This window comes from Ruegeria atlantica (assembly GCF_001458195.1).
Classification (GTDB): Bacteria; Pseudomonadota; Alphaproteobacteria; order Rhodobacterales; family Rhodobacteraceae; genus Ruegeria; species Ruegeria atlantica.
Genome location: NZ_CYPU01000074.1, coordinates 125,205 through 146,554 on the forward strand (window position 1 = coordinate 125,205; position 21,350 = coordinate 146,554).

Annotated in this window: 21 protein-coding genes, 1 other RNA gene and 1 riboswitch; of the genes, 7 read left to right on the forward strand and 15 right to left on the reverse strand. The window is 58.4% G+C overall.

Features of this window, described 5'->3' with window-relative positions; genetic code table 11:
- Positions 1-94: 94 nt before the first annotated feature.
- Positions 95-967, forward strand: a complete 873-nt coding sequence (gene dapA / locus RUA4292_RS23385) for a 4-hydroxy-tetrahydrodipicolinate synthase (RefSeq protein ID WP_058279785.1) — start codon at positions 95-97, stop codon at positions 965-967.
- Between the two features lie 130 nt (positions 968-1,097).
- Here the strand turns inward: dapA and RUA4292_RS23390 are convergent, their stop codons facing one another.
- The 6 genes from RUA4292_RS23390 to pdxR all read right to left on the reverse strand — a co-directional run bounded on the left by RUA4292_RS23390 (position 1,098) and on the right by pdxR (position 10,090).
- Positions 1,098-1,970 carry a dimethyl sulfoxide reductase anchor subunit family protein gene (locus RUA4292_RS23390; protein ID WP_058279786.1) on the reverse strand — a complete coding sequence of 291 codons (873 nt, stop codon included), beginning with the start codon at positions 1,968-1,970 and terminating at the stop codon, positions 1,098-1,100.
- Complete coding sequence (locus RUA4292_RS23395) at positions 1,970-2,719, reverse strand: 4Fe-4S dicluster domain-containing protein (RefSeq protein ID WP_058279787.1); 750 nt, start codon at positions 2,717-2,719, stop codon at positions 1,970-1,972. Before RUA4292_RS23395 ends, RUA4292_RS23390 begins: the two co-directional genes overlap by 1 nt.
- A gap of 91 nt (positions 2,720-2,810) precedes the next feature.
- The gene (locus tag RUA4292_RS23400) at positions 2,811-5,624 is read right to left on the reverse strand and encodes a molybdopterin oxidoreductase family protein (protein WP_082637239.1); all 2,814 of its coding nucleotides are present in this window, start codon (positions 5,622-5,624) and stop codon (positions 2,811-2,813) included.
- Positions 5,625-5,702: 78 nt separating this feature from the next.
- The gene (pta, locus tag RUA4292_RS23405) at positions 5,703-6,725 is read right to left on the reverse strand and encodes a phosphate acetyltransferase (RefSeq protein WP_058279789.1); all 1,023 of its coding nucleotides are present in this window, start codon (positions 6,723-6,725) and stop codon (positions 5,703-5,705) included.
- Between the two features lie 4 nt (positions 6,726-6,729).
- Complete coding sequence (gene xsc / locus RUA4292_RS23410) at positions 6,730-8,505, reverse strand: sulfoacetaldehyde acetyltransferase (RefSeq protein ID WP_058272524.1); 1,776 nt, start codon at positions 8,503-8,505, stop codon at positions 6,730-6,732.
- A 124-nt stretch (positions 8,506-8,629) separates the two neighbouring features.
- Positions 8,630-10,090 carry a MocR-like pyridoxine biosynthesis transcription factor PdxR gene (pdxR, locus tag RUA4292_RS23415; RefSeq protein ID WP_058272523.1) on the reverse strand — a complete coding sequence of 487 codons (1,461 nt, stop codon included), beginning with the start codon at positions 10,088-10,090 and terminating at the stop codon, positions 8,630-8,632.
- Positions 10,091-10,224: 134 nt separating this feature from the next.
- Here pdxR and RUA4292_RS23420 point away from each other — a divergent pair, with 134 nt between their 5' ends.
- Entirely contained in the window at positions 10,225-10,533 is a 309-nt protein-coding gene (locus RUA4292_RS23420; protein ID WP_058279790.1) for an ArsR/SmtB family transcription factor, read from the forward strand.
- A complete protein-coding gene (locus RUA4292_RS23425) occupies positions 10,526-11,554 on the forward strand; it encodes a permease (protein ID WP_058279791.1) in 1,029 nt (342 codons plus the stop codon). The genes RUA4292_RS23420 and RUA4292_RS23425 overlap by 8 nt, the downstream gene beginning before the upstream one ends.
- A 38-nt stretch (positions 11,555-11,592) precedes the next feature.
- Here RUA4292_RS23425 and RUA4292_RS23430 read toward each other — a convergent pair whose 3' ends face one another.
- Together RUA4292_RS23430 and RUA4292_RS23435 are read right to left on the reverse strand one after the other, a co-directional pair.
- Positions 11,593-11,982, reverse strand: a complete 390-nt coding sequence (locus tag RUA4292_RS23430) for a hypothetical protein (RefSeq protein ID WP_058279792.1) — start codon at positions 11,980-11,982, stop codon at positions 11,593-11,595.
- Positions 11,983-12,033: 51 nt separating this feature from the next.
- The gene (locus tag RUA4292_RS23435; protein ID WP_058279793.1) at positions 12,034-12,795 is read right to left on the reverse strand and encodes a DUF1013 domain-containing protein; all 762 of its coding nucleotides are present in this window, start codon (positions 12,793-12,795) and stop codon (positions 12,034-12,036) included.
- 128 nt (positions 12,796-12,923) lie between these two features.
- On the opposite strand from RUA4292_RS23435, the gene RUA4292_RS23440 reads away from it, so the two are divergent.
- Positions 12,924-13,565: a ribonuclease T2 family protein gene (locus RUA4292_RS23440; protein ID WP_058279794.1), complete on the forward strand. Its 642-nt coding sequence runs from the start codon at positions 12,924-12,926 to the stop codon at positions 13,563-13,565.
- Here RUA4292_RS23440 and RUA4292_RS23445 read toward each other — a convergent pair.
- Complete coding sequence (locus RUA4292_RS23445) at positions 13,562-14,050, reverse strand: hypothetical protein (RefSeq protein WP_058279795.1); 489 nt, start codon at positions 14,048-14,050, stop codon at positions 13,562-13,564. The genes RUA4292_RS23440 and RUA4292_RS23445 overlap by 4 nt on opposite strands.
- Positions 14,051-14,135: 85 nt before the next feature.
- Between RUA4292_RS23445 and RUA4292_RS23450 the strand changes: the two genes are divergently transcribed.
- Entirely contained in the window at positions 14,136-14,678 is a 543-nt protein-coding gene (locus tag RUA4292_RS23450; RefSeq protein ID WP_145975050.1) for a hypothetical protein, read from the forward strand.
- Between the two features lie 54 nt (positions 14,679-14,732).
- On the opposite strand, the gene recR is transcribed toward RUA4292_RS23450, so the two are convergent.
- From recR to RUA4292_RS23465, 3 genes are all read right to left on the reverse strand, one after another.
- Positions 14,733-15,326 (reverse strand): recombination mediator RecR, encoded by a 594-nt coding sequence (recR, locus tag RUA4292_RS23455; RefSeq protein ID WP_058279797.1) that lies wholly within the window; start codon positions 15,324-15,326, stop codon positions 14,733-14,735.
- A 64-nt stretch (positions 15,327-15,390) separates the two neighbouring features.
- Positions 15,391-15,735 carry a YbaB/EbfC family nucleoid-associated protein gene (locus RUA4292_RS23460; protein WP_058279798.1) on the reverse strand — a complete coding sequence of 115 codons (345 nt, stop codon included), beginning with the start codon at positions 15,733-15,735 and terminating at the stop codon, positions 15,391-15,393.
- A gap of 157 nt (positions 15,736-15,892) precedes the next feature.
- Positions 15,893-17,644, reverse strand: a complete 1,752-nt coding sequence (locus RUA4292_RS23465) for a DNA polymerase III subunit gamma/tau (protein WP_058279799.1) — start codon at positions 17,642-17,644, stop codon at positions 15,893-15,895.
- Positions 17,645-17,801: 157 nt separating this feature from the next.
- Here RUA4292_RS23465 and RUA4292_RS23470 point away from each other — a divergent pair, with 157 nt between their 5' ends.
- Positions 17,802-18,299: a protein-tyrosine phosphatase family protein gene (locus RUA4292_RS23470; protein ID WP_058279800.1), complete on the forward strand. Its 498-nt coding sequence runs from the start codon at positions 17,802-17,804 to the stop codon at positions 18,297-18,299.
- Positions 18,300-18,306: 7 nt separating this feature from the next.
- Here the strand turns inward: RUA4292_RS23470 and RUA4292_RS23475 are convergent, their stop codons facing one another.
- Positions 18,307-18,714 (reverse strand): hypothetical protein, encoded by a 408-nt coding sequence (locus RUA4292_RS23475; protein WP_058279801.1) that lies wholly within the window; start codon positions 18,712-18,714, stop codon positions 18,307-18,309.
- A gap of 84 nt (positions 18,715-18,798) precedes the next feature.
- Positions 18,799-19,018, reverse strand: a riboswitch (cobalamin riboswitch).
- 144 nt (positions 19,019-19,162) lie between these two features.
- Between RUA4292_RS23475 and RUA4292_RS23480 the strand changes: the two genes are divergently transcribed.
- On the forward strand, positions 19,163-20,020 hold the full coding sequence (locus RUA4292_RS23480) for an alpha/beta hydrolase family protein (protein WP_058279802.1): 858 nt from the start codon (positions 19,163-19,165) through the stop codon (positions 20,018-20,020).
- An 8-nt stretch (positions 20,021-20,028) separates the two neighbouring features.
- Here RUA4292_RS23480 and rsgA read toward each other — a convergent pair whose 3' ends face one another.
- Both rsgA and ffs read right to left on the reverse strand, forming a co-directional pair.
- Positions 20,029-21,057, reverse strand: a complete 1,029-nt coding sequence (gene rsgA / locus RUA4292_RS23485) for a ribosome small subunit-dependent GTPase A (RefSeq protein WP_058279843.1) — start codon at positions 21,055-21,057, stop codon at positions 20,029-20,031.
- A 158-nt stretch (positions 21,058-21,215) separates the two neighbouring features.
- An RNA gene (gene ffs / locus RUA4292_RS24285) (signal recognition particle sRNA small type) lies at positions 21,216-21,314 on the reverse strand.
- Between the last annotated feature and the right edge of the window lie 36 nt (positions 21,315-21,350).

Genomic DNA, 21,350 nt, shown 5'->3' on the forward strand with positions numbered 1-21,350 from the left:
GGATAAAGCTTGCGCCGTCGGGTTCAACTCAAGAAAGACAGATTTCTGGCAAACCGAGGCGTAAAAATTACAAACTGCACCTAAGGAGCGTGTCATGTTCAAAGGCTCTATGCCAGCCCTCGTCACACCGTTTAGCAACGGCGAGTTGGACCTGAAGACGCTCAAACACTTGATGGAATGGCAGATTCAGGAAGGCTCCACCGGACTGGTTCCCGTTGGCACCACCGGCGAAAGCCCCACTCTGAGCCACGAAGAGCATGAAACTGTTGTCGACGAGGTTGTCAAAGCCTCGGCTGGTCGTGTTCCTGTGATCGCAGGTGCCGGGTCAAACAACACTGTTGAGGCCATCCGGTTTGTGCGATTCGCTCAGAAAGTAGGCGCCGATGCAGCTCTGGTCGTGACGCCATATTACAACAAGCCCACGCAAAAGGGTCTGCTGATGCATTTCCGTGCGCTGCATGATTGCGCGGATATTCCGATCATCATCTACAACATTCCCGGTCGGTCAATCATCGACATGACCCCTGAAACCATGGGTGAGTTGGCGAAACTGCCACGCATCGTCGGTGTAAAGGACGCAACCGGAGATCTGGCCCGCGTCAGCCAACAGCGCGCGTCCTGCGGCCCGGACTTTTGCCAGTTGTCAGGCGAGGACGCGACGGCGCTTGGTTTCAACGCGCATGGCGGTGTGGGCTGTATTTCGGTCACCGCGAACGTCGCACCCAAACTGTGTGCCGAATTCCAGCAGGCGACGCTGAACGGCGACTATGCCAAAGCGTTGGAGTATCAGGACCGCCTGATGCCCCTGCACGAAGCGATCTTTATCGAGCCCGGCCTCGTGGGTGCCAAATACGCGCTCAGCAAATTGGGTCTGTGCAGCGAAGAAGTCCGCTCGCCCCTGTCCGGGCTGGAAAGCAGCACCAAATCCGCGATTGACGCGGCGCTCCAGCACGCAGGCCTTATCTAAAGCGAATTCAAAAAAGAAATAGGCGGCCTCGAACCTCGAGTGCCGCCTTTTTTTATTCCGGATCCAGACTTCATCTGGCCAAAAAATTTCCCGGGGGAGTCGCGGCTAGCCGCGACGGGGACAGAGGCCCCTATCGTTTGCCGTAATACAGCCCGACGACATGCTCGGCCTGTGCGAAGAACAGCCAGCGTGACGTCGCAACACCGGCCAGATGGGACAGCACAGCCAGCAGCGCGAAGAAATGACCGAATGGCAACAGCAGCAGGATAACCGGCAGAACAAACGCCAACGCAAACGAGATTATGCGCAGTTTTTCGGCATGCTTGCGGCCAACGACGTGAACGAATTCACGCAGCAAATAGTTGGTGCCGGTATGAGGAGGCTCGAATGCACGCACGGTTCCGCGATCGCCCAATCCGGTAGCCGTGCCCAGATTTGTGCCGGACTCCTCCAGCGCTTTGTCGCCCTTTTTCCAATACAGGATCTGCACCAAAGCAGCGATCAGCAATAGCGGCAGCGCCACTCGGACCTGTCCGGCCAGCAGCGCACCGCCTGCCAGGCTGAAGCTGAGAAACATGGCCGGAGTCAGGTTCATGTTCCATCTGGGAATAGTTTTGAGCTGCGTGTAGATCATCGACGTGGTGAACACGGTAAGTAGCGAGAACAGGGCACCGATCCAGCCTAGAAGGCTCCAGCGTTGGCCCAGGAAGATCACGCCAATCGCATAAAGCCCCATGACGATCAGAGCGATGACCGCGCACCAGCCTTCGCGGCTGAGCCAGCTGGTCTTCCATTGCGTAAACGCTTTCCAGGCCCGCTCGGGGTGGCCAAGGTGAAAGGTGGACGCCATCAGGCCGCCAACGGACAGGGCGTAGGCGATGGCGAAAAAGACAAAAGCGACCCAGCCAGAGACGTCAGGCAGACCAAGCCCCAGAAAGAGCAACAGTCCAAAGCCGAGGCCCGACAGGGTCGTGAAGATGATAACGGAAGGTGCTGGATGCATCAGAGCTTCTCCAAAGTCTTGTCGAGCCAGCCAAGGAACCCTTTGGGTTCTTCAGCGACCGGGGCCAGCAGCGGGGCCAGGATGTCGATCTGATCTTCGACATTATCCTTGGGCCGGGGCGGCAGATATTTGTTGACGGGCTTGGTGCCCATTTCGGGCATCAGGTCCATGCCACCGCGTTCGGCGACCAGTTTGCTGACATCGCTGTCCGCATCGCCCAGATCACCGAAGTGGCGCGCGCCTGCGGGACAGGTGCGTACGCATGACGGAACACGGTCTACTTCCGGCAGGTTTTCGTTGTAGATACGGTCAACGCAGAGGGTGCATTTCTTCATCACCCCTTCGGCCTGATCCAGTTCACGTGCGCCGTAGGGGCAGGACCACGCGCACAGGCCACAGCCGATGCAATCGCTTTCATTGACCAGAACGATGCCGTCCTCGACCCGCTTGTAGCTGGCCCCTGTGGGGCAAACGGTGACGCAAGGCGCGTCCTCGCAGTGCAAGCAGGATTTGGGGAAGTGGATCAGCTGGGCGTGACCTTCCGCCGGTTGCACCTCATAGGAATGCACCCGGTTCAGGAAAGTGCCGGACGGGTTGGCACCATAAGCGTCCTGATCGGATAGCGGCGCGCCGTAGTTTTCCGTGTTCCAGCCTTTACATGAGATGACGCAGGCGTGGCAGCCAACGCAGGTGTCCAGGTCGATGACCAGACCCATCTTACGGTCGGTGGATGTGGGGAGCTGGGTCATGACTACCTTGCCTCCGCTTTTGTGGTGAGGGCGGACTGGGGCGCTGCCCCAGACCCCGCGATATTTTTGGCCAGATGACGCAGGGACCGGGTCATTTGCCTACCTTCCATGCCAAATCCTTCGGTCCAGTTCCGACCGGAGATTCAATCGGTGGGAATTCCGGTTGGCTTTCCGCATCCGTTGGTGGGTCAGCTTTTTCGATCTTCACTTTCAGGTCGAACCAGGCTGCCTGACCGGTGATCGGGTCAGAGTTTGCCCACCGCAGACCATCGCCTTTGGGCGGCAGAAGCTCATGGATCAGGTGGTTCAGCAGGAAGCCCTTGGTGGCCTCGGGCGCGTCTTCTTGCAAAGCCCATGCGCCTTTGCGTTTGCCAATGGCGTTCCAGGTCCAGACGGTGTTTTCGTTCAGGGCCGCCATTTCCATGACCGGCACCGTGATCTCGCCATGCGGCGAGGTCACCTTGGCCCAATCACCGTCGCTCAGGCCATTCTCGCGCATCAGCTTAGTCGGAACATAAAGTGGGTTGCGGCCGTGCAACTGGCGCAGCCATGCGTTCTGGGTGCCCCAGCTGTGATACATCGCCATGGGACGCTGGGTCAGCGCGTTGACAGTGAAGCCTTCGTTGCCGGTCTGGTCTGTTTCGTACCAGATGGGCATTGGGTCCAATGTCTCTTTGATGCGTTCCCGCAGGTGCTCCGGGGGCTGACGTTCGCCATGGCCTTCGGCGGCAAGCTGGAACTTGCGCATCGGCTCGGAATAGAGCTGGAACAGGTATGGCTGTGGGCTGTCATAGATGCCCATGCCGACAGCCCAATCCTGATAGGCTGCGTTCCATGGTTTGTAGTAATCCGCGCCTTCGGGAATATGGGCCACGTAGAAGCCGCCGTTTTCGATATAGCGGTTCAACTGGTCAGGGTTGACCTCGCCGCGGCCTTCCTTGTCGCCGTTTTCACCACGGAACCCGGCAAGTGGGCCGATGCCGGGCTTGCGCTCGTGGTTGACAATGTAGTCGGCGTAGTCCTGCCATTTGGCACTGCCGTCTTCATTGGTGAAGCCCGGCAGGCCCAAGCGGTTGGCCAGTTCGACCAGCGCTGACTGGAAACCTTTTACATCCCGGTCGGGTTCAATCACAGGCCAGCGGATTGCGTCGGCTGCAGCATCCGCTTCGCAGATAGGGCGATCAAGCAGCGAGATACAGTCGTGGCGTTCCAGATAGGTGGTATCCGGCAGGATCAGGTCGGCATAGGCCACCATTTCCGACGAATAGGCGTCGGAGTAGATGATATGCGGGATTACGTAATCGCCGTTCTCATCCTTGTCCGTCAGCATTTCCATGACACCTTTGGTGTTCATGGATGAGTTCCAGGACATATTGGCCATGTACATGAACAGCGTGTCGATCTTGTAGGGATCGCCGGCATGTGCGTTCGAGATCACCATATGCATCAGCCCGTGGCTGGACATCGGATTGTCCCATGTGAACGCCTTGTCGATCCGTGCCGGGCTGCCGTCTGGTTTCAGCGCCAGATCCTCTGGCCCTTGAACAAAGCCCAGATGCGGGCCGTCCAGCGGCGTATTCGGGGTCACCTTGCAGTGCGGTCTCGGGTGCGCCTCGACCGGTTTGGGATAGGGTGGCTTGAAGCGGAAGCCGCCGGGGACTTCGACTGTGCCGAGGATGATCTGCAACACGTGCAGTGCGCGGCAGGTCTGGAAGCCATTGGCATGGGCCGAGACACCGCGCATGGAGTGCATGGCAACCGGGCGGCCGATCATCTTGGTGTGTTTTTCGCCGCGGAAATCGGTCCATTCGCGCTCCAGCTCGAACGCCTCGTCAAAGGCAACGCGGGCCAACTCGCCCGCGATGGCGCGGATACGGGTGGCGGGGATGCCGCACTGCTCGGCGATGTTCTCGGGCGCGTATTCGTCGCTGAGGTAGCGTTCGGCCATCAGATGGAACACGGGGCGATGGGTGACGCCATCCTTTTCAAAGGTCGCCGACAGGTCGGGGCGGACGCCCGGTTTGTCAAACGCCGTCAACTCGCCCGTGTTGCGGTCAACAACCAGTGGTTTGCCGTCCTCATCGCGCAGGAACAGACCCTTGGTGGGGCCTTCGGACGCGTCGACCAGAACCGGCGCGTTGGTGTAACGGCTGAGATAGTCCAGATCGATCTTGCCGGCCTTCATCAGCACGTGGATCATCGACAGGATGAACAACCCATCGGTGCCCGGAGTGATCCCGACCCAATCGTCAGCAACCGCGTTATAGCCCGAGCGGATCGGGTTGACGCCGATCACCCGTGCGCCACGGGCCTTGATCTTGCCGATGCCCATCTTGATTGGGTTGCTGTCGTGATCTTCGGCAACACCGAACAGCATGAACAGCTTGGTGTGATCCCAGTCAGGCTGGCCGAATTCCCAGAACGCACCGCCCATCGTGTAGATGCCGCCTGCAGCCATGTTGACGGAACAGAAGCCACCGTGTGCTGCATAGTTACAGGTGCCGAAATTCTGCGCCCAAAAGCTGGTAAAGCTTTGGCTTTGGTCCCGACCTGTGAAAAATGCCAGTTTCTCGGGGTTGTCCTCGCGGATCGGCTTGAGCCAGCCAACGGCGATGTCCAGCGCCTCGTCCCAGCTGATCTCTTCGAACTTGCCCGAACCACGTGGACCGACGCGTTTCAGTGGGGCGCGCAGACGCGAGGGGGCATTGACCTGCATGATCCCTGCCGAGCCCTTGGCGCACAGGACGCCCTTGTTAACCGGGTGATCGCGGTTGCCTTCGATATAGGCAACCTTGCCGTCCTTCATGTGTACGTTGATGCCGCAGCGGCAGGCGCACATGTAGCACGTTGTTTTTCTGACCTCGTCAGAGACCTTGGGAGAGGTATTAATGATTGGCTGGTTCATTTCTGGTCCCTGTGGCTTTTGATCCGATTATTCTCATGAGCAGAGATCAATCGGAACAGTATTTCGCTTTAGCCGGATTTACGAGGCGTCTGTCCGGGTTTTGGATGTTTCTGCTTGCACGGCCGTAACCGCGATCATGTGCAGAACGTCCTCGGCGGAGCATCCGCGTGAAAGGTCGTTGGCCGGTTTCGCCAGTCCCTGAAGGACCGGGCCGATTGCTTCGGCACCCCCAATACGCTGCGCGATCTTGTAGCCAAGGTTGCCTGCGTCGAGGTTCGGGAACACAAAGACATTTGCCTCGCCGCGCAGGGGCGAATCCTTGGCTTTCTTTGCAGCCACCTCGGGGACGAACGCAGCGTCAAATTGCAGCTCGCCGTCGATCAACAGATCGGGGTCAGCCGACTTTGCAATCTGCGTGGCCTCACTGACCTTCGTGACCTTCGGATGATTGGCGCTGCCGCCGGTGGAAAAGGACAGCATCGCAACGCGGGGTGTCTCATGCGTCAGCGCCTTGAAAGACGCGGCAGATGCCCGGGCAATTTCGGCCAGTTCCTGTTCGTCCGGATCAACGACCAGGCCGCAATCGGCAAAGATGTGCGCTCCGCGGACCGTGTGGTGATCGCGGCAGTAGAGCATCAGGAAAAAGCTGGAAACCATGGCCGCGTCGGGCGCTTTGCCGATGATCTGCAAAGCGGCGCGCACTGTGGCCGACGTGGTCTCAACAGCTCCGCCGACGGTTCCGTCGGCATGACCGGTATGAACCAGCATCGCGGCATAGTTCAGTCGGTGTTTGATTTCTTCAGCGGCCTTTTCAGGCGTCATGCCCTTGTGCTTGCGCCGCTCGAAAAGCTCAGCTGCAAACGCTTCGGCAAGGGGAGAGTCCGATGGATCGTGGATTTCGATGCCGTCGACATCCTGACCAGCCTGTTCGGCCAGTAAGGCAGTTACTTTGGCTTTGTCGCCAACCAGAATGATGCGTGCGACACCTTCCTTGCGGGCCTTCAAAGCACCTTCAACAACACGTGGATCATCGCCCTCAGCGAGGGCGATGATCTTGTCGGAGCTGCTGGCAGCTCCGAGAATTGTGCGCAATGGCTTCACGCGATTATGCCCCGGCCGACGTATTCATGTCAGCCGCGTCGATACCGGCAACACGGACCGGCTTTTTCATGGCGTCGCGACGGAATGGATCGCCCAGTTCCTGGTTGATCATGGCTTCGATCAGAGTGGTGATGCCATTTTTCTGGTCGATGATCGCCTGGTTCAGGGCTGCGGTCAGCTCGTCCTGAGTGCGTGCAACGACGCCTTTCAGACCACATGCGGTTGCGATACCGGCATAGGAAACCTGTTGGTCCAGTTCGGTGCCAACGAAGTTGTCGTCGAACCACAGGGTCGAGTTACGCTTTTCAGCGCCCCACTGGTAGTTGCGGAAAACGATCTGGGTCACGGCGGGCCATTCTTCGCGGCCAATCGCGGTCAGTTCGTTCACAGCGATACCAAATGCGCCGTCACCCGAGAAACCGACAACCGGAACGTCCGGGCAACCAATTTTCGCGCCAACAACGGCAGGCAGGCCGTAACCACAGGGGCCAAACAGGCCAGGTGCCAGGTACTTGCGGCCTTCTTCGAAGGACGGGTACGCGTTACCGATGGCGCAGTTGTTGCCGATATCGGACGAGATGATTGCCTCGGTCGGCAGCGCCGCTTGAATTGCGCGCCATGCCATGCGGGGGCTCATCCAGTCGGGCTTGGCGGCCCGTGCACGCTCGTTCCAGGTGGTGCCCGGATCGTCGTTCTCGTGGGTCAGCGAGCTCAGTTCTTGCGCCCAAGCCGATTTGGTGGTGGCGATCAGGTTCTTGCGGTCTTCGCGACCTGCTTCACCGGCGTTGTCGCCCAGACGTTCCAGCAGACCTTCGGCCACTTTCTTGGCGTCGCCGACGATGCCAACGGTCACATCTTTGGTCAGGCCGATACGATCAGGGTTCAGGTCAACCTGAATGATCTTGGCATCGGTCGGCCAGTAGTTGATGCCGTAGCCAGGCAAGGTCGAGAACGGGTTCAGACGAGTGCCCAGAGCCAGAACAACGTCCGCTTTGGCGATCAGTTCCATACCGGCTTTCGAGCCGTTATAGCCCAGCGGGCCGGCAAACAGCGGGTGCGAGCCGGGGAAGGCGTCGTTGTGCTGATAGCCAACGCAGACCGGTGCGGTCAGACGTTCGGCCAGATCGGCGGACGCAGGGATCGCGCCGGACAGAACAACGCCAGCACCGTTCAGGATGACTGGGAATTTGGCGTCGGACAACAGGGCCGCGGCTTCGTCCAGTGCTTCGTTGCCACCAGCGGTCGCTGCGAATTCGACGATCTTGGGCAGTTCGACGTCGATGACCTGAGTCCACATGTCGCGCGGGATGTTCATCTGAGCAGGGGCCGAAGCACGCTTGGCTTGCAGGATGACGCGGTTCAGAACTTCGGCGACTCGGCTTGGGTCACGCAGTTCTTCCTGGTAGGCAACACAGTCTGCAAACATGCGCATCTGTTCCATTTCCTGGAAGCCACCCTGACCGATGGTTTTGTTGGCTGCCTGCGGAGTGATCAGCAGAACTGGGGTGTGGTTCCAGTATGCGGTTTTAACGGCAGTCACAAAGTTGGTGATGCCGGGGCCGTTCTGCGCGATCATCATCGACATCTTGCCGGTGGCACGGGTGTAGCCGTCCGCCATCATGCCGCCCGAACCTTCGTGGGCGCAGTCCCAGAAGTTGATGCCTGCGGCCGGGAAGATATCCGAAATCGGCATCATGGCCGAACCGATGATACCGAACGCATGTTCGATACCGTGCATTTGCAGAACCTTAACAAAGGCCTCTTCAGTGGTCATTTTCATCTGAGTGTTCTCCGCACAATTGAAGAAAGGTTCGGGCACAGCACCCGCCTTTGATATGGTTTTGGCGCAAGGGGCGAAGCGGCGTTAGGGCCAGAATGTTAGGCGGGATATGTCCAGAGCCGTGCTAGGCGGAACGGATGGCATCCGCGATCAGTTTCACGCCCGGCCCGATGCGGTCTCGGCCAATGGACGAGTATCCAAGGCGATAGAAGTTGCGCGGTTGGTGCAACCCATTGAAGAACGAGGCGCCTGGTTCGATGTGCACGCCCTGGCTCTGCAGCTTTTTGGCAAGTTTGGTCGTGTCCACACGATCGGGGGCCGACATCCAAAGCGACGACCCGCCCATGATTCCGCGTCCGGCAACGGTAAGCCCGTACTGTTCGACCGCGCTGTCCAACGCTTCGCGTCGCCGGGCAAGGGTTTTGGACATACGCCGAATCTGAGCATCATAATGGCCCAGGGACAGGAAATAGGCCGCAGTGCGCTGGATATGGCCCGGCGGGTGGCGCAGCACCAAAGAACGCAAGGCGCGAGCCTCGCGGATAAAGGGCTCGGACCCGACAATGTAGCCAAGGCGCAATCCGGGAAACAGCGACTTCGAGAAGCTGCCCACATAGATCACCCGTCCGTCGCGATCCATTGACTTGAGGGCAGGGGAGGGAGATCCCAGAAAGGCCATTTCAAACTCGTAATCGTCCTCGACGACCATGGCGTCCAGTTCGCGGGCGCGTTTCAGCAACTCGTGGCGGCGATCGACGGGCATGGTTGCGGTTGTCGGGCTTTGATGGCTGGGGGTGGTGAAAATTACATCCGTTTCATCCGGCAACGCATCCGGGGTCAGGCCATCGCGGTCAACGGCCAGTGGTGAAACTTTGCAATCGGAATGATTCAGCAAATCCCGCAGCGCATAATAGCAGGGGTCTTCAATCACGGCAGTGCGGTTGCGGTTCAACAGGATGCGTGAGGCCAGCCACAGGGCGTTTTGCGCGCCCATAGTGATCAAGATCTCTTCGGGGCGGGCGGCGATTCCACGGCGCGGCAACGTGTGACGGGCGATGAATTCGATCAGCAGCGGATCATCCTGATCCATGTAGTCCCCGGTCAGGGATGCAAAATCCTTGTGACCCAATGCACGGACCGCGCAGAGACGCCAATTGGCGTGGTCGAATAATTTCCGATCTGCCTGACCATAGATGAAAGGGTATTTGTAATCGCGCCAATTACTGGGCTTGGGCAGCACGTCCCCGTCCGAGAACCTGCGTGCGAGGGCCGTGTCCCAGTCGACATTTTCATCGCGTTTTTGAACAGGCGAATACTTGGGTGGCACGGGCGCGTTTTGCGACACGAAATACCCCGACCGGCCTTTGGCAGTCAGGTAGTCATTGGCCAGTAGTTCCGTATACGCCAGTGTCACCGTGATCCGGCTAACACCTAGATGCGCCGCCAATTTGCGAGACGAGGGCAGCTTTTCCCCAACGTGGAACCGGCCAGACAAGATGCCTTCGGCAATCATCTGCTGGATCTGCGCCTGCAGCGTGCCCTGTCCGTTCAATTCCAGAAAGAATGTGTCGACCGATATTCCCATAGCGCCTTATAGGGTGGACTTAAGGTGAGGGCAATCTGGACTTAATCTCGTCTCGAGAATTCGTGAACAAGGCGCTTGACGAAAAAGAACTACTAATCTAAATAACTAGAAATATAGTTTAAAGGAGAAGTCAGATGTGGGAAACAGCTGCAGCAGGATTCTCGGCCATGGGCTCTGAAGCGCGACTGAAGGTCCTCAAGACATTGGTTCGGGCTGGTGAGGCTGGATTGACCGTTGGGGAAATCCAGAACCGCACAGGCATTGCGCCTTCGACATTGGCCCATCACCTGCGGTTCCTCGCGGCCGGCGGTGTTGTCGAGCAAGAGAAAATTGGGCGCGCCACCATCAACCGCGCAAATTACGAAGAATTGAGAGGCCTCGCGCAGTTCATACTTAGCGAATGCTGCGTGGACGAAGTGGGAAAGGCTGCGAACGATGGCTGAGCTGACACAAAACCCAAAGGCACCGGCAAAGGTGGCCGTTGATCTGATCAAAACCCCATGGGCAGTGATCGTAGCCATTCTGGCGCTTGTGGCTGTCCTTGACCCCGGCAATTGGGGAGAGGTTGTAACCTTTGCGGGTAAAGCCCTTGCGCATACGGGCCAGTACATTCTTTTCGCCGTTTTGCTGCTGTCTTACCTCAAGGCGACAGGTGCCGAAGTGATGGTTGCGCGCGCCTTTGAGGGGCGCGAGACGCGGATGATCTTTCTGGCCGCGGTCTTCGGCGGGCTCGCACCGTTCTGTTCGTGCGAAGTCATTCCGTTCATTGCCGGACTGCTGGCGCTTGGTGCACCTCTGTCCGCTGTTATGGCATTCTGGCTCAGCTCGCCCTTGATTGATCCACCCACCTTGTTGATCACGGCAGGCGCATTGGGTTGGCCATTTGCAATCGGCAAGGCCATTGCAGCAGTCGCATTGGGTCTGTTTGGAGGCTTTGCCGTCCGTGCCCTGATGCGAGGTGGTGCGTTTGCCCAGCCTCTGCGCGAATACAAACCGGCTGGCTGCGGATGCGGACCTAAAACAGAGGACAAACCTGTCTGGAAGTTCTGGCAGGTACCCGAGCGTCGTCAGCGCTTCCAGTCCGAGTTCATTCACAACAGCCTGTTTCTGTTGAAATGGTTGGCTCTGGCCTATGTGCTCGAAGCGCTGTTGGTCAGCTATGTGCCCGCCGATCTGATCGCGCGCGTTGTCGGCGGTGACGGTGTTGTACCCATTGTCATTGCCGCGTTGGTCGGGATGCCCGCTTACCTGAACTCTTACGTCGCACCGCCGCTGCTGGCTGGCCTGATGGAACAGGGGATGAGCGCAGGGGCCGCGATGTCCTTCATGGTCGCGGGTGCCGTCAGTTCGATCCCGGCAATGGCCGCCGTCTGGTCATTGGTCAAACCACGGGTCTTTGCGACCTATCTGGGGCTGGGGATCACTGGGGCCATCACCGCTGGCATCTTGTTCCAGATGATCTGAAACCAAAGCCGCCCGGTGCACTTGCCGGGCGGCTTTTTTTATCCTGCTTCGCAGTGGCGGGGCAGTTTGAACCGATATCGGGCTTCACCACTGTCAACATACACTCGTTTTTCGATGCAGGCCGTGGTGCCAACGGTTTGTGAGATCGGAGCTTCGGTCGAAGTGACCGAGGTCGCAGACCCGTCCGGCAGTCGGACCGAAGCAATGACGCCGTTCTTGAGGTCCCCGTTGATGGGTGTCGCTGACAAGACGTTGACGGTCATAAATGCCTCATGCTCGTGCTCGCCGCTGTCGTTGAAGATCAGCAAACCAGCAGCGACGGCAACAAGACCAACACCGCCTGCCACGGGCAAACCCCAGGTCTTCAGGAAGGCATAGATCGAAACGGCGCGATGCGGTCCAAATAGTTTGGAAAGAACGTTCAGCATGGTTTTCTCGTAAAAAAGCCCCGGTCCGTTCAGGCCGGGGCTGTCTGTGCTTTAGGGGCGCGGATCGTCTTCGTCTTCGTCGTCAGCACCGCCTTTGGGCAGGTTGAAGAAGCTGTCCGCGTCGAGGATCGGTTCTTCTTCTTTCTCTTCCGCAGGCTCGTCCGACAGCGAGAAAGTTTCCAGACCTTCGATGGCCGTCGGGATCTTCGGCGCCGCGTCCATTTCCAGCGACTGTTCGGTCGAGACCAGCTTGCGGCGCTCGTCATCACTCATGACGCCACCTTCGGCAGCTTTCTTGGCTGCGGCCTTCTGCACGATCGCGTCCAGCTCGGATTGTTTGCACAGGCCCAGGGCAACGGGGTCGATCGGCTGCATGTTGGAAATGTTCCAATGGGTCCGTTCACGGATCGACTGGATGGTTGGCTTGGTGGTGCCCACGAGTTTGGCAATCTGACCGTCGCTGAGTTCGGGGTGGAACTTGACCAGCCACAGGATCGAGTTCGGACGGTCCTGACGCTTGGACAGCGGGGTATAGCGCGGACCGCGACGCTTTTCCTCGCCGCTTGCGGCAGGGTTGAACTTGAGCTTCAGCTTGTGCAGCGTGTTGTTCTGCGCGGTGTCGATCTCGTCCTGAGTCAGCTGGTTGTTGGCGATGGGGTCAAAGCCTTTCACGCCAGCGGCCACATCGCCGTCTGCGATGCCCTGCACTTCCAACTCGTGCATGCCTACGAAATCCGCGATCTGCTTGAAGCTGATCGTGGTGTTGTCCACCAGCCATACGGCTGTTGCCTTGGCCATAAGCGGTTTTGCCATCAGCCCGTCTCCTATAAATACATCTTTCCCGTCGCCGGAATTCGGCGGCCCCTTTTTTGGGGCAGGTTTCCGTTGTCGGGGAACTTGGTCCGTATATAGTCGCGCCAAGGCAAGAAGGGAAGAGGCGAATGCGCTGGGTTGTTTTGGGGCTGGTTTCGTGGATTTTTGGTGCAATGGCGGCGCTGGGCGATGGCGAAAAAGCGGGCGAGTTTGACTACTATGTCTTGTCGCTTAGCTGGTCGCCCAACTGGTGCGCCCGCGAAGGCGACGCGCGCGGATCGGATCAATGCGACACCCGGCATGACCATGGCTGGATCCTGCATGGTCTGTGGCCTCAGTACCATCAGGGTTGGCCCGCCTTCTGCCGCACGCCCGAGGCGCCGCCATCGCGCGCTATATCACGCAAAATGACCGATATTCAGGGCAGTTCCGGTCTGGCGTGGCATCAGTGGAAAAAGCACGGCACCTGCACGGGTCTCAGCGCGTCCAACTATTATGCGCTGTCCCGGCAGGCGTATGAGGCGGTTGAGCGTCCTCAGGTATTCCGCAAGCTGGACGCCTCGGTCAAACTGCCTGCATCGGTCGTGGAAGAAGCCTTTCTGAAAGCCAACCCCGGCCTTGAGCGCGACATGATCACTGTGACCTGCAAGCAGGGCTATATAGAAGAGGTCCGCCTGTGCCTGTCGCGCGACCTTGAACCCGTGCCTTGTGGGCGAGACGTGATCCGAGATTGTACCGCCAAAGACGCCCTGTTTGATCCGATTCGTTAGAGTTTCTTGTTCTGGCAGTCCCGAGCATATTCCAGTGCTTTGGCCGTGCCTTTCAGATCAATCGCCATCACCGTCTCACCCGCAGGGTTGTAAACCGTCATGGTTTTGTTCTGGGCAATCGCATTCACGAAGCTGCGGTCGGTGAAAAACACCGTTGCACCTGGCACGTCGCGCTGATTGAATCCGATGGCAGTGGCGTCATAGCTTTTGCCGTCCAGATCGAACCGGACCGGATAACTCTCACCCTGTTTGATATCGCCCCACGCCTTGTTGTAGACGGCGAAATATCCCCGATTGCCCAGCGCGTCATAGCCCAGCCGCACGACCGAGAGGTCCTGATAGATCGTCTGGATCAGACATCCATTCCCCAGCGCGGGATCCATCATGATGTTCCAACCTTCGACAAATCCCTTGTCGATGAGTTGTTGGGCGAGCGAAGCGGTGGCAGTGAAGGTGGCGAAGAATAGGGCGAGAAGGCGGCTCATCTAATTTGTTCCAAAGGTGGATTTTGACGTTGATATCGATGTGAAAATCTTAAACCAATCAGGCGTAAGAAAATAGACAAAATACATGCAAGGCCCTCATACTATAAAGAATTCGCAAATTATTCTGATCGGCCTATCTACTTACATCGCAATGGCCTGGTTGTTGACCGGAAACGTGTTTCGTCCAATTTTCTTTCTCACTTTTTGGATTGACCGACTGGGCGCTCCTTATTGGCCTGCTCTTTTGCTCGTAGGCATCGGACTGAGCCTCATTATTGCTAAAGGAATGGGGCGAATTGGTTTTGACAAACAAACTACATTCGGTTTGTTTGTCTTTTTTTCAATGTGTTTATCCACTGGATTGATCGCAGCTTATGCAAGCTATCTGCGTTTAAAGGAAAGTGCTGCGTTTCAAGCAGATCGCGAATTCAGAAACTCCTTTTTTGCCAGCCTCAGAAATGCTCCCGCTGATTTCCAGTTTTTTTTGCATGGCGCCGCATTGAAGGACTGCGTGCCCTATACTTGGAGCTATAGTTACATGGCCTACGGTGAGCTATCTAAAAACATTGCAATCAATGTTCTGCCATACGAATGGTTGGATGAGTGTGCGATTGAAGCTGATCGTTAACAGTTTTCCAGAGTAACCATTTAGTATTAAATAGAAAAAGTATCAATGATCTCGTCAAATTTCCTTCCGCGCCCTGAGCGCCGCCGTAATCGTCCCGTCATCCAGATAATCCAGCTCGCCGCCAATTGGCACGCCCTGCGCCAGTGAAGTCAGGCGCACCTGCCCCTCCAACTGATCCGCGATGTAATGGGCTGTGGTCTGGCCGTCGACGGTCGCGTTCAGGGCCAGAATGACCTCAGAAATCCCTTCGGCCATTACGCGATCCTTGAGCCGGGGAATGCGCAGCTCGTCCGGGCCGACGCCGTCCAAGGCAGACAGCGTGCCGCCCAGAACGTGATAGCGACCCTTGAAAACTGCAGCGCGTTCCATCGCCCAGAGGTCGGCGACGTCTTCGACCACGCACAACTCTCCGGTCGCGCGATCCTCGCTATCGCAGATGTCGCAGATATCGGTGGTGCCCACGTTGCCGCAATTCAGGCATTCGCGGGCGGTGGCGGCCACCTGCTGCATTACGTCCGACAGGGGCGTCAGCAGCAGGGTGCGTTTTCGGATCAGGTGCAGCACCGCGCGGCGAGCCGAACGGGGGCCGAGGCCCGGCAGTTTGGCCATCAGGTCGATCAGATTGTCGATATCGCTGTTCGAACTCAACGCGTGCGCTCCTGCAAAAGGGCCGGGCAGTTGTGCCCGGCCTTTGGGTCGTCAGGAGTGTCTATCAGAACGGCAGCTTGATGTCTGCGGGCAGACCCATGCTTTCGGTCAGCCTCGCCATCTCTGCCTGAGAGCGCTCGGTCGCTTTGGTTTGCGCGTCCTTGATAGCGGCCAGAATCAGATCTTCGACAACTTCCTTATCGTCGCCATTGAAAATCGACGGATCGATGTCCAGACCCTTCAGCTCGCCTTTTGCTGTGGCGGTGGCCTTCACCAGCCCTGCACCGGATTCGCCTACAACCATCAGGTTGTTCAGCTCTTCCTGCATGTCCGTCATTTTGGTCTGCAAATCCTGTGCGGATTTCATCATCTTGGCCATATCGCCCAGACCGCCGAGTCCTTTGAGCATTTCTTTTCTCCTGCAAATCGGTTTGCCGCCTAAATACGGATGCTGCCGGTAGGGTACAAGGGGAGAGCTTCTCCCGCCCGTCGTCAAGGTCTTTGGCAAGACCTTTCCTCCCGTTGGGCCCGGCAGCGCGGGAGTGTTTCTGCTTTGGTCGCTCGGATCAATCCTCCTCGAACGGATCCCATTCGTCTTCGACCTCCGGCAGGGCTTCGGTTTCGACCTTGGCGGCGCGCTCTTCCGGGGTTTCGATCCGCTTGATGCGCGCTTTTGGAAACTGCATCAGAACGGCTTGAACCAGTGGGTGTTGTTCGGCCTGCGCTTTCAATGCCAGATCAGCCGCGTCTCGAACCTCGGCGATTGTTGCTGCGTCCCCGTCGGCCACGATTGAGACGGCCCATCGGTTTCCGGTCCAGCGTTGCAAGGCCGAACCAAGCCTTTGCGCCAGATCGGTCGGCGCTTTGTCTGTGGGCGTGAACTCGATCCGTCCCGGGGAATACGAGACGAGACGCACGCCGTTTTCGACCTCAACCAACAGTTTTACGTCCCGGTTGGTGCGGATCAGTTCGACCACGTATTCGAAGGTTGGATAGCGTGCCAGCGCGGTCTGGATGTCCTGGGCAAGCGCTGCGGTGGGTGCCCCTGCCGGTCCACGCTGGGCCGAGAGATGCGCAGATGATGTCGCCTGTGCAGGCGCGTGAGTTGGCACGGCCACACCGCCGCCAGGTCCCCCGCTTGGTGGGGGTGGAGGCGCATCCTGTAGTCGTTTGATAAGTTCTTCGGGGCTCGGCAAATCGGCCACATGGGTCAGACGGATGATTGCCATTTCGGCGGCCATCATCGCGTTGGGTGCTGCAGAGACCTCCTCCAGCGCTTTCAGCAACATCTGCCACATCCGCGTCAACACCCGCATCGGCAGCGCCTCGGCCATCTGTTGACCCCGTGCGCGTTCATCCGGTGAGACGGTGGGGTCATCGGCGGCATCGGGCGTGATTTTGACCACGGACACCCAATGGGTGATCTCGGCTAGATCGCGCAGAACAGCCAGGGGATCGGCCCCTTCGGCATACTGGCCGCTCAACTCAGTCAATGCCCCAGCCGCATCGCCACGCAGAATCATGTCCATCAGATCCAGAACGCGCCCGCGATCTGCAAGGCCCAGCATTGCCCGGACCTGGTCGGCGCTTGTTTCCCCTGCACCATGTGAGATCGCCTGATCCAACAGCGAGGTCGCATCGCGCGCAGAGCCTTCGGCCGCGCGTGTGATCAAAGCGAGCGCGTCTTCTGTGATCTGTGCGTTTTCCGCTGCGGCGATTTTGTTGAGCAAACCGATCATGTCTTCGGGTTCGATCCGGCGCAGGTCGAACCGCTGGCAGCGGGACAGCACAGTCACCGGAACTTTGCGAATTTCGGTCGTCGCAAAGATGAACTTTACGTGCTCGGGCGGTTCCTCGAGCGTTTTGAGCAGCGCATTGAAGGCGCTGGTCGACAGCATGTGAACTTCGTCGATGATATAGATCTTGTAGCGCGCGCTGGCGGCGCGGTAGCGGACACTGTCGATGATCTCGCGGATGTCGTTCACGCCGGTTCGGCTGGCGGCGTCCATCTCCATCACGTCGACATGGCGTCCTTCCATGATGGCGATGCAATGCTCGCACTGGCCACAAGGTTCGGTCGTTGGTTTGCCTTCACCATCGGGACCGATGCAGTTCATACCTTTGGCGATAATCCGGGCAGTGGTGGTTTTGCCGGTGCCGCGAATACCGGTCATGATAAAGGCCTGCGCGATCCGATCCGCTTCGAACGCGTTTTTCAGCGTACGCACCATTGCGTCCTGTCCAACCAGATCTGCAAAGGTTTCGGGGCGGTACTTGCGGGCAAGAACCTGATAGGCGGGGCTGGGCGTTTCGGTCATGTCTGCTCTGTCAGATTCGTGTCAGAAATGCAGCGTAGAGACCCGGGCCGCCCACGTCCACAGCAGGCTTTGTGGAATTTCGGTTTGGACAGCGTTTGCAAGCGGGATAAACCAGCTTTCAAAATCGGGTGGGCCGGTGGCAGTAGGAGCATGAGTTTTGGCAAAATTTGTAATCTACGCGCTGCCTGTTGGCTCAGGCACCTTGGCGCTGTCCCCCTTGCCTGGCGGCGGCGGTGGGTATGTGGACGATTTGAGGGTGATACAGGACTGGAACCCCGATCTGGTGATTTCAATGACCACCGAGGCCGAGATGCAGCAGGTCGGTGCAGGCGGTTTTGGTCGAGACGTTCAAAGCAGACCCGCGACCTGGGTGCATCTTCCGGTCGAGGATTTTGGCACGCCGCCCCTGCCAATCGAAACTCTTTGGCCCCAAGTCAGCGCAGCCGCCCGGCAGGTGCTGTCCGACGGTGGACGCGTGCTGGTGCATTGCCGGGGCGGTTGTGGGCGGTCGGGGATGGTCGCGCTGAGGCTCATGGTGGAAAGCGGTGAAGATCCAAACCACGCGCTAAACCGGCTGCGCTTGGCCCGACCATGCGCGGTGGAAACGGATGAGCAGATGGCTTGGGCCATTAAACCGGCCCAGAGCGATCGATGAACTAGGATCAGGCCGTGGCTTGTTGAACAACCTGATGCGATGGGCGCGGTGCAAGGGCCGATGCCTGAAGCATGGCGCAAGGCAAGACCACCAAGACACCAGCAGGCAGAGTGGAAAAGTCAGGGCCGAACATCATATCGGCGTATTCGTCCAACGTGTCGGCTGAGTCGCCCGTGTTTGCCCCGCAATAGACCCTGATCCGGGCCGGGCTGGCGCGAAATCGTGCGGTGCAACCCTCATCGCAATGGGTCAGTTCGCTGGAGCCGTCCACCTCAAATTCGCTGGTCGTCATCGGTTGTGCTGTTGCCATCGCCTCGGCCAAGGCCCGAGCCATTTGTGCCAATGCGGGGCAGTTTTTCCCTGTTTTCTGACACAGGGTGGCGGTGAACTCGTGGGTCGTTGTCTTCCAGATCATAATGCGCCCTCCGCGCGGTGAGCGGGGGACGTGGAACAGGGAACTCAGCGTACTGAAGACCTGCCCGGACACCCCGCCCGAGTTTCGGTTTTTACTTTGATGGTAGGTCTCCTGACTTGCGGGTCATTGCTTTGCCGACCTTCCCAGCCTTTCGGCCAGTGGTATTTCGGCATTGCTTACCGCTTACAGTTGCGGGGGCAGTCGCGGCCTTGGTCCGTTCCGGCATTGCCGGGCTGGACCGCACCGAGTTCCCTTTTCATCCCGCCCCAATATAAGGACGAGAACCATCACCTCATCGCTAGCGGTTGTAGGTGGCTTGAGTCAAGCAGGCTGTTTTCCATCGTTCAAGTGGACGCTTGGTCACTTTGAAAATCTGTTGACTCTAGTCGCGCAAAAGCGCCGATATGCCATATGTGAACCGAATAGTTCAGATGCTTGCGAGGGCACCATGTTGGACAACACTCCGGTCGTTTTGACCGAAGATTTTACGTTTTCTGCCGGAGAGGCCGAACTGTCGGCACGGCTGTATATGCCTGCCTCGGCACCTGATGTGGCGGTTGTAGTCCATGCAGCCACAGGCGTACCGCGCGACTATTACCTGCATTTTGCGCGGTGGTTGGTGAAAGAACAGGGTATGGCCTGTCTGACCTATGACTATCGCGATTTTGGCCACTCTGTACGCGGGCGCCTGCGCGATTCGCAGGCCACGATGGCTGACTGGGCGTTGATCGACATGCCCGCTGCTCGCGCTGAAATGCGGCGCAGATTTCCCGCCGCCCAGCAGTGGAGCATTGGTCATTCGGTGGGTGGAATGCTAGGGCCAATTCAGCCCGATATTGAGCAGATCGACCGGATGATCTGTGTCTGTTCAGGTTTGGTGACGGTATCCGACCACCCCTGGCCGTATCGCGCACTGGCGACAATGTTCTGGTTTGCCCACCCGCCATTGCTGGTTAAGGCATTGGGATACCTGCCGGGCAAGGCACTTGGGTTCGGCTCGGACCTTCCGGCACGTGTCTACTGGCAATGGCGCAAATGGTGCACCGCTGCACTGAGCTACGTGCCGGATATCGGCAAAAGCCTTCCAGACGCCCGTTGGGCTGCGTCGGAAACACCCGTCGATCTGTTCACAATGGACGATGATCAGGTGGTGCCCCCGAACGCGGTTTGGCGCCTGGCCGATCTTTACGGTCCCAAAGCCCGCCGGCATCAGTTGTCGCCGAAAGACTTTGGATTGGCCGAGGTCGGTCACATCGGCGCATTTGCGCGCCGAAATGCGGCCATATGGCCCCGGTTGATCGCGTGAGCCGGTACTTACAGCTTTTTGCGGGATTTCTTGTCCTGCATCACCGATCGTACCATCTTACCAAAGGCCTTGTCGCGCGCACGAGACTGCGCCACGGTTTCCGAGTTCCTCTCATCCTCGCGCCGCAGTTTTCGCCAACGTTCTAGCCGCTCTGTGTCAAGGGATCCGGTGGAAATCGCATCCTGCACAGCGCATCCCGGCTCGGCCTGATGCTGACAATCGGAAAAGCGGCAGGTTTGGGCCAATTCCAGAATGTCGGAAAAGACCTCATCGACGCCATCTTGTGCATCCAGCAACCGCAAAGCCCGCATGCCGGGTGTATCGACCAGCCAGCCTCCGTTTTGCATCGGATGCAACGCGCGGGCAGTTGTCGTGTGCCGCCCGCGCGCGTCGTCTTCGCGAATGCCGGAGGTTGCCTCATCCAGGCCCGTCATGGCGTTGACCAATGTTGTCTTGCCGACACCGGATGAGCCGACCAGTGCAGCGGTCTGCCCGTTGGGGCACCAGGACAGAACTTGCTGCACGTCCATGGCATCCAAAGCATTGATTGCCAGCACGGTCAAAAACGGAGACAGCGACACGGCCGCTTTGGAGTATTTATCAGGATCGGTGCAGGTATCGGCCTTGGTTAGTATAACGACCGGATAGCACCCGGCCTGATGTGCCAAAGCCAAATACCGTTCCAGCCGGGCCAGATTGAAGTCGGCATTGCAGGAACTGACGATGAACAGCACATCCACATTGGCGGCGATCAACTGGGCCTCGGCCCCAGTTCCGGCGGCGCGGCGTTTCAAAAGGCTGCGGCGTTCCAGCAGTTGTTGAACGCGGTTTTGATCATCCGCCAATACCCAGTCGCCGACGGCAAAGTCGCCCGTCGGCTGGTTTAGGGTGAGCAGAGGTGTTTCACCGTTGATGTTTGCGCCGATCAGGCGATCACGGTGAACGGCTGTGATGCGAAAGGGAGCGCATGTAGGATTGGCCGCATGTTGGGCGGCAAACTGAGAGGACCATCCCAGGTCCGAAAGTGTAAAAGACATTGTTCTGCCTGTGTTCAGGTACAGCAAGCCGTCTGGATGGTGGTCGCGCATCCAGCGGTAATGTGTTCAGGCAGGTGTGAGGGTCGGCCTCAGAAACGCTCTGCCCAAAGGGTTTTTGCTACAATCATAAAAGCCCTCCTGCGGCTAGCGGTTCAAGTAAGTGAGAGGTTGGACATCGACCCAAGCGGGGCTCGTTGTGGCTGCTTCCTTCCGGACCTGACCAGGTTGGCGAGGCGCTCGCCCGCGCCAACCTCTCGAAAATCGATATAGGGAAGACACGCAGAAATGACAAC

Coding starts and splice junctions, on each gene's coding strand:
- xsc (WP_058272524.1), bottom strand. CDS start 8,505: ATGAAAATGACCACTGAAGAGGCCTTTGTTAAGGTTCTGCAAATGCAC.
- RUA4292_RS23450 (WP_145975050.1), top strand. CDS start 14,136: ATGCAAGGCCCTCATACTATAAAGAATTCGCAAATTATTCTGATCGGC.
- RUA4292_RS23400 (WP_082637239.1), bottom strand. CDS start 5,624: ATGAACCAGCCAATCATTAATACCTCTCCCAAGGTCTCTGACGAGGTC.
- RUA4292_RS23395 (WP_058279787.1), bottom strand. CDS start 2,719: ATGACCCAGCTCCCCACATCCACCGACCGTAAGATGGGTCTGGTCATC.
- RUA4292_RS23440 (WP_058279794.1), top strand. CDS start 12,924: ATGCGCTGGGTTGTTTTGGGGCTGGTTTCGTGGATTTTTGGTGCAATG.
- RUA4292_RS23445 (WP_058279795.1), bottom strand. CDS start 14,050: ATGAGCCGCCTTCTCGCCCTATTCTTCGCCACCTTCACTGCCACCGCT.
- RUA4292_RS23475 (WP_058279801.1), bottom strand. CDS start 18,714: ATGATCTGGAAGACAACGACCCACGAGTTCACCGCCACCCTGTGTCAG.
- RUA4292_RS23480 (WP_058279802.1), top strand. CDS start 19,163: ATGTTGGACAACACTCCGGTCGTTTTGACCGAAGATTTTACGTTTTCT.
- pdxR (WP_058272523.1), bottom strand. CDS start 10,090: ATGGGAATATCGGTCGACACATTCTTTCTGGAATTGAACGGACAGGGC.
- rsgA (WP_058279843.1), bottom strand. CDS start 21,057: ATGTCTTTTACACTTTCGGACCTGGGATGGTCCTCTCAGTTTGCCGCC.
- RUA4292_RS23465 (WP_058279799.1), bottom strand. CDS start 17,644: ATGACCGAAACGCCCAGCCCCGCCTATCAGGTTCTTGCCCGCAAGTAC.
- RUA4292_RS23420 (WP_058279790.1), top strand. CDS start 10,225: ATGTGGGAAACAGCTGCAGCAGGATTCTCGGCCATGGGCTCTGAAGCG.
- RUA4292_RS23430 (WP_058279792.1), bottom strand. CDS start 11,982: ATGCTGAACGTTCTTTCCAAACTATTTGGACCGCATCGCGCCGTTTCG.
- RUA4292_RS23425 (WP_058279791.1), top strand. CDS start 10,526: ATGGCTGAGCTGACACAAAACCCAAAGGCACCGGCAAAGGTGGCCGTT.
- RUA4292_RS23460 (WP_058279798.1), bottom strand. CDS start 15,735: ATGCTCAAAGGACTCGGCGGTCTGGGCGATATGGCCAAGATGATGAAA.
- dapA (WP_058279785.1), top strand. CDS start 95: ATGTTCAAAGGCTCTATGCCAGCCCTCGTCACACCGTTTAGCAACGGC.
- RUA4292_RS23435 (WP_058279793.1), bottom strand. CDS start 12,795: ATGGCAAAACCGCTTATGGCCAAGGCAACAGCCGTATGGCTGGTGGAC.
- RUA4292_RS23390 (WP_058279786.1), bottom strand. CDS start 1,970: ATGCATCCAGCACCTTCCGTTATCATCTTCACGACCCTGTCGGGCCTC.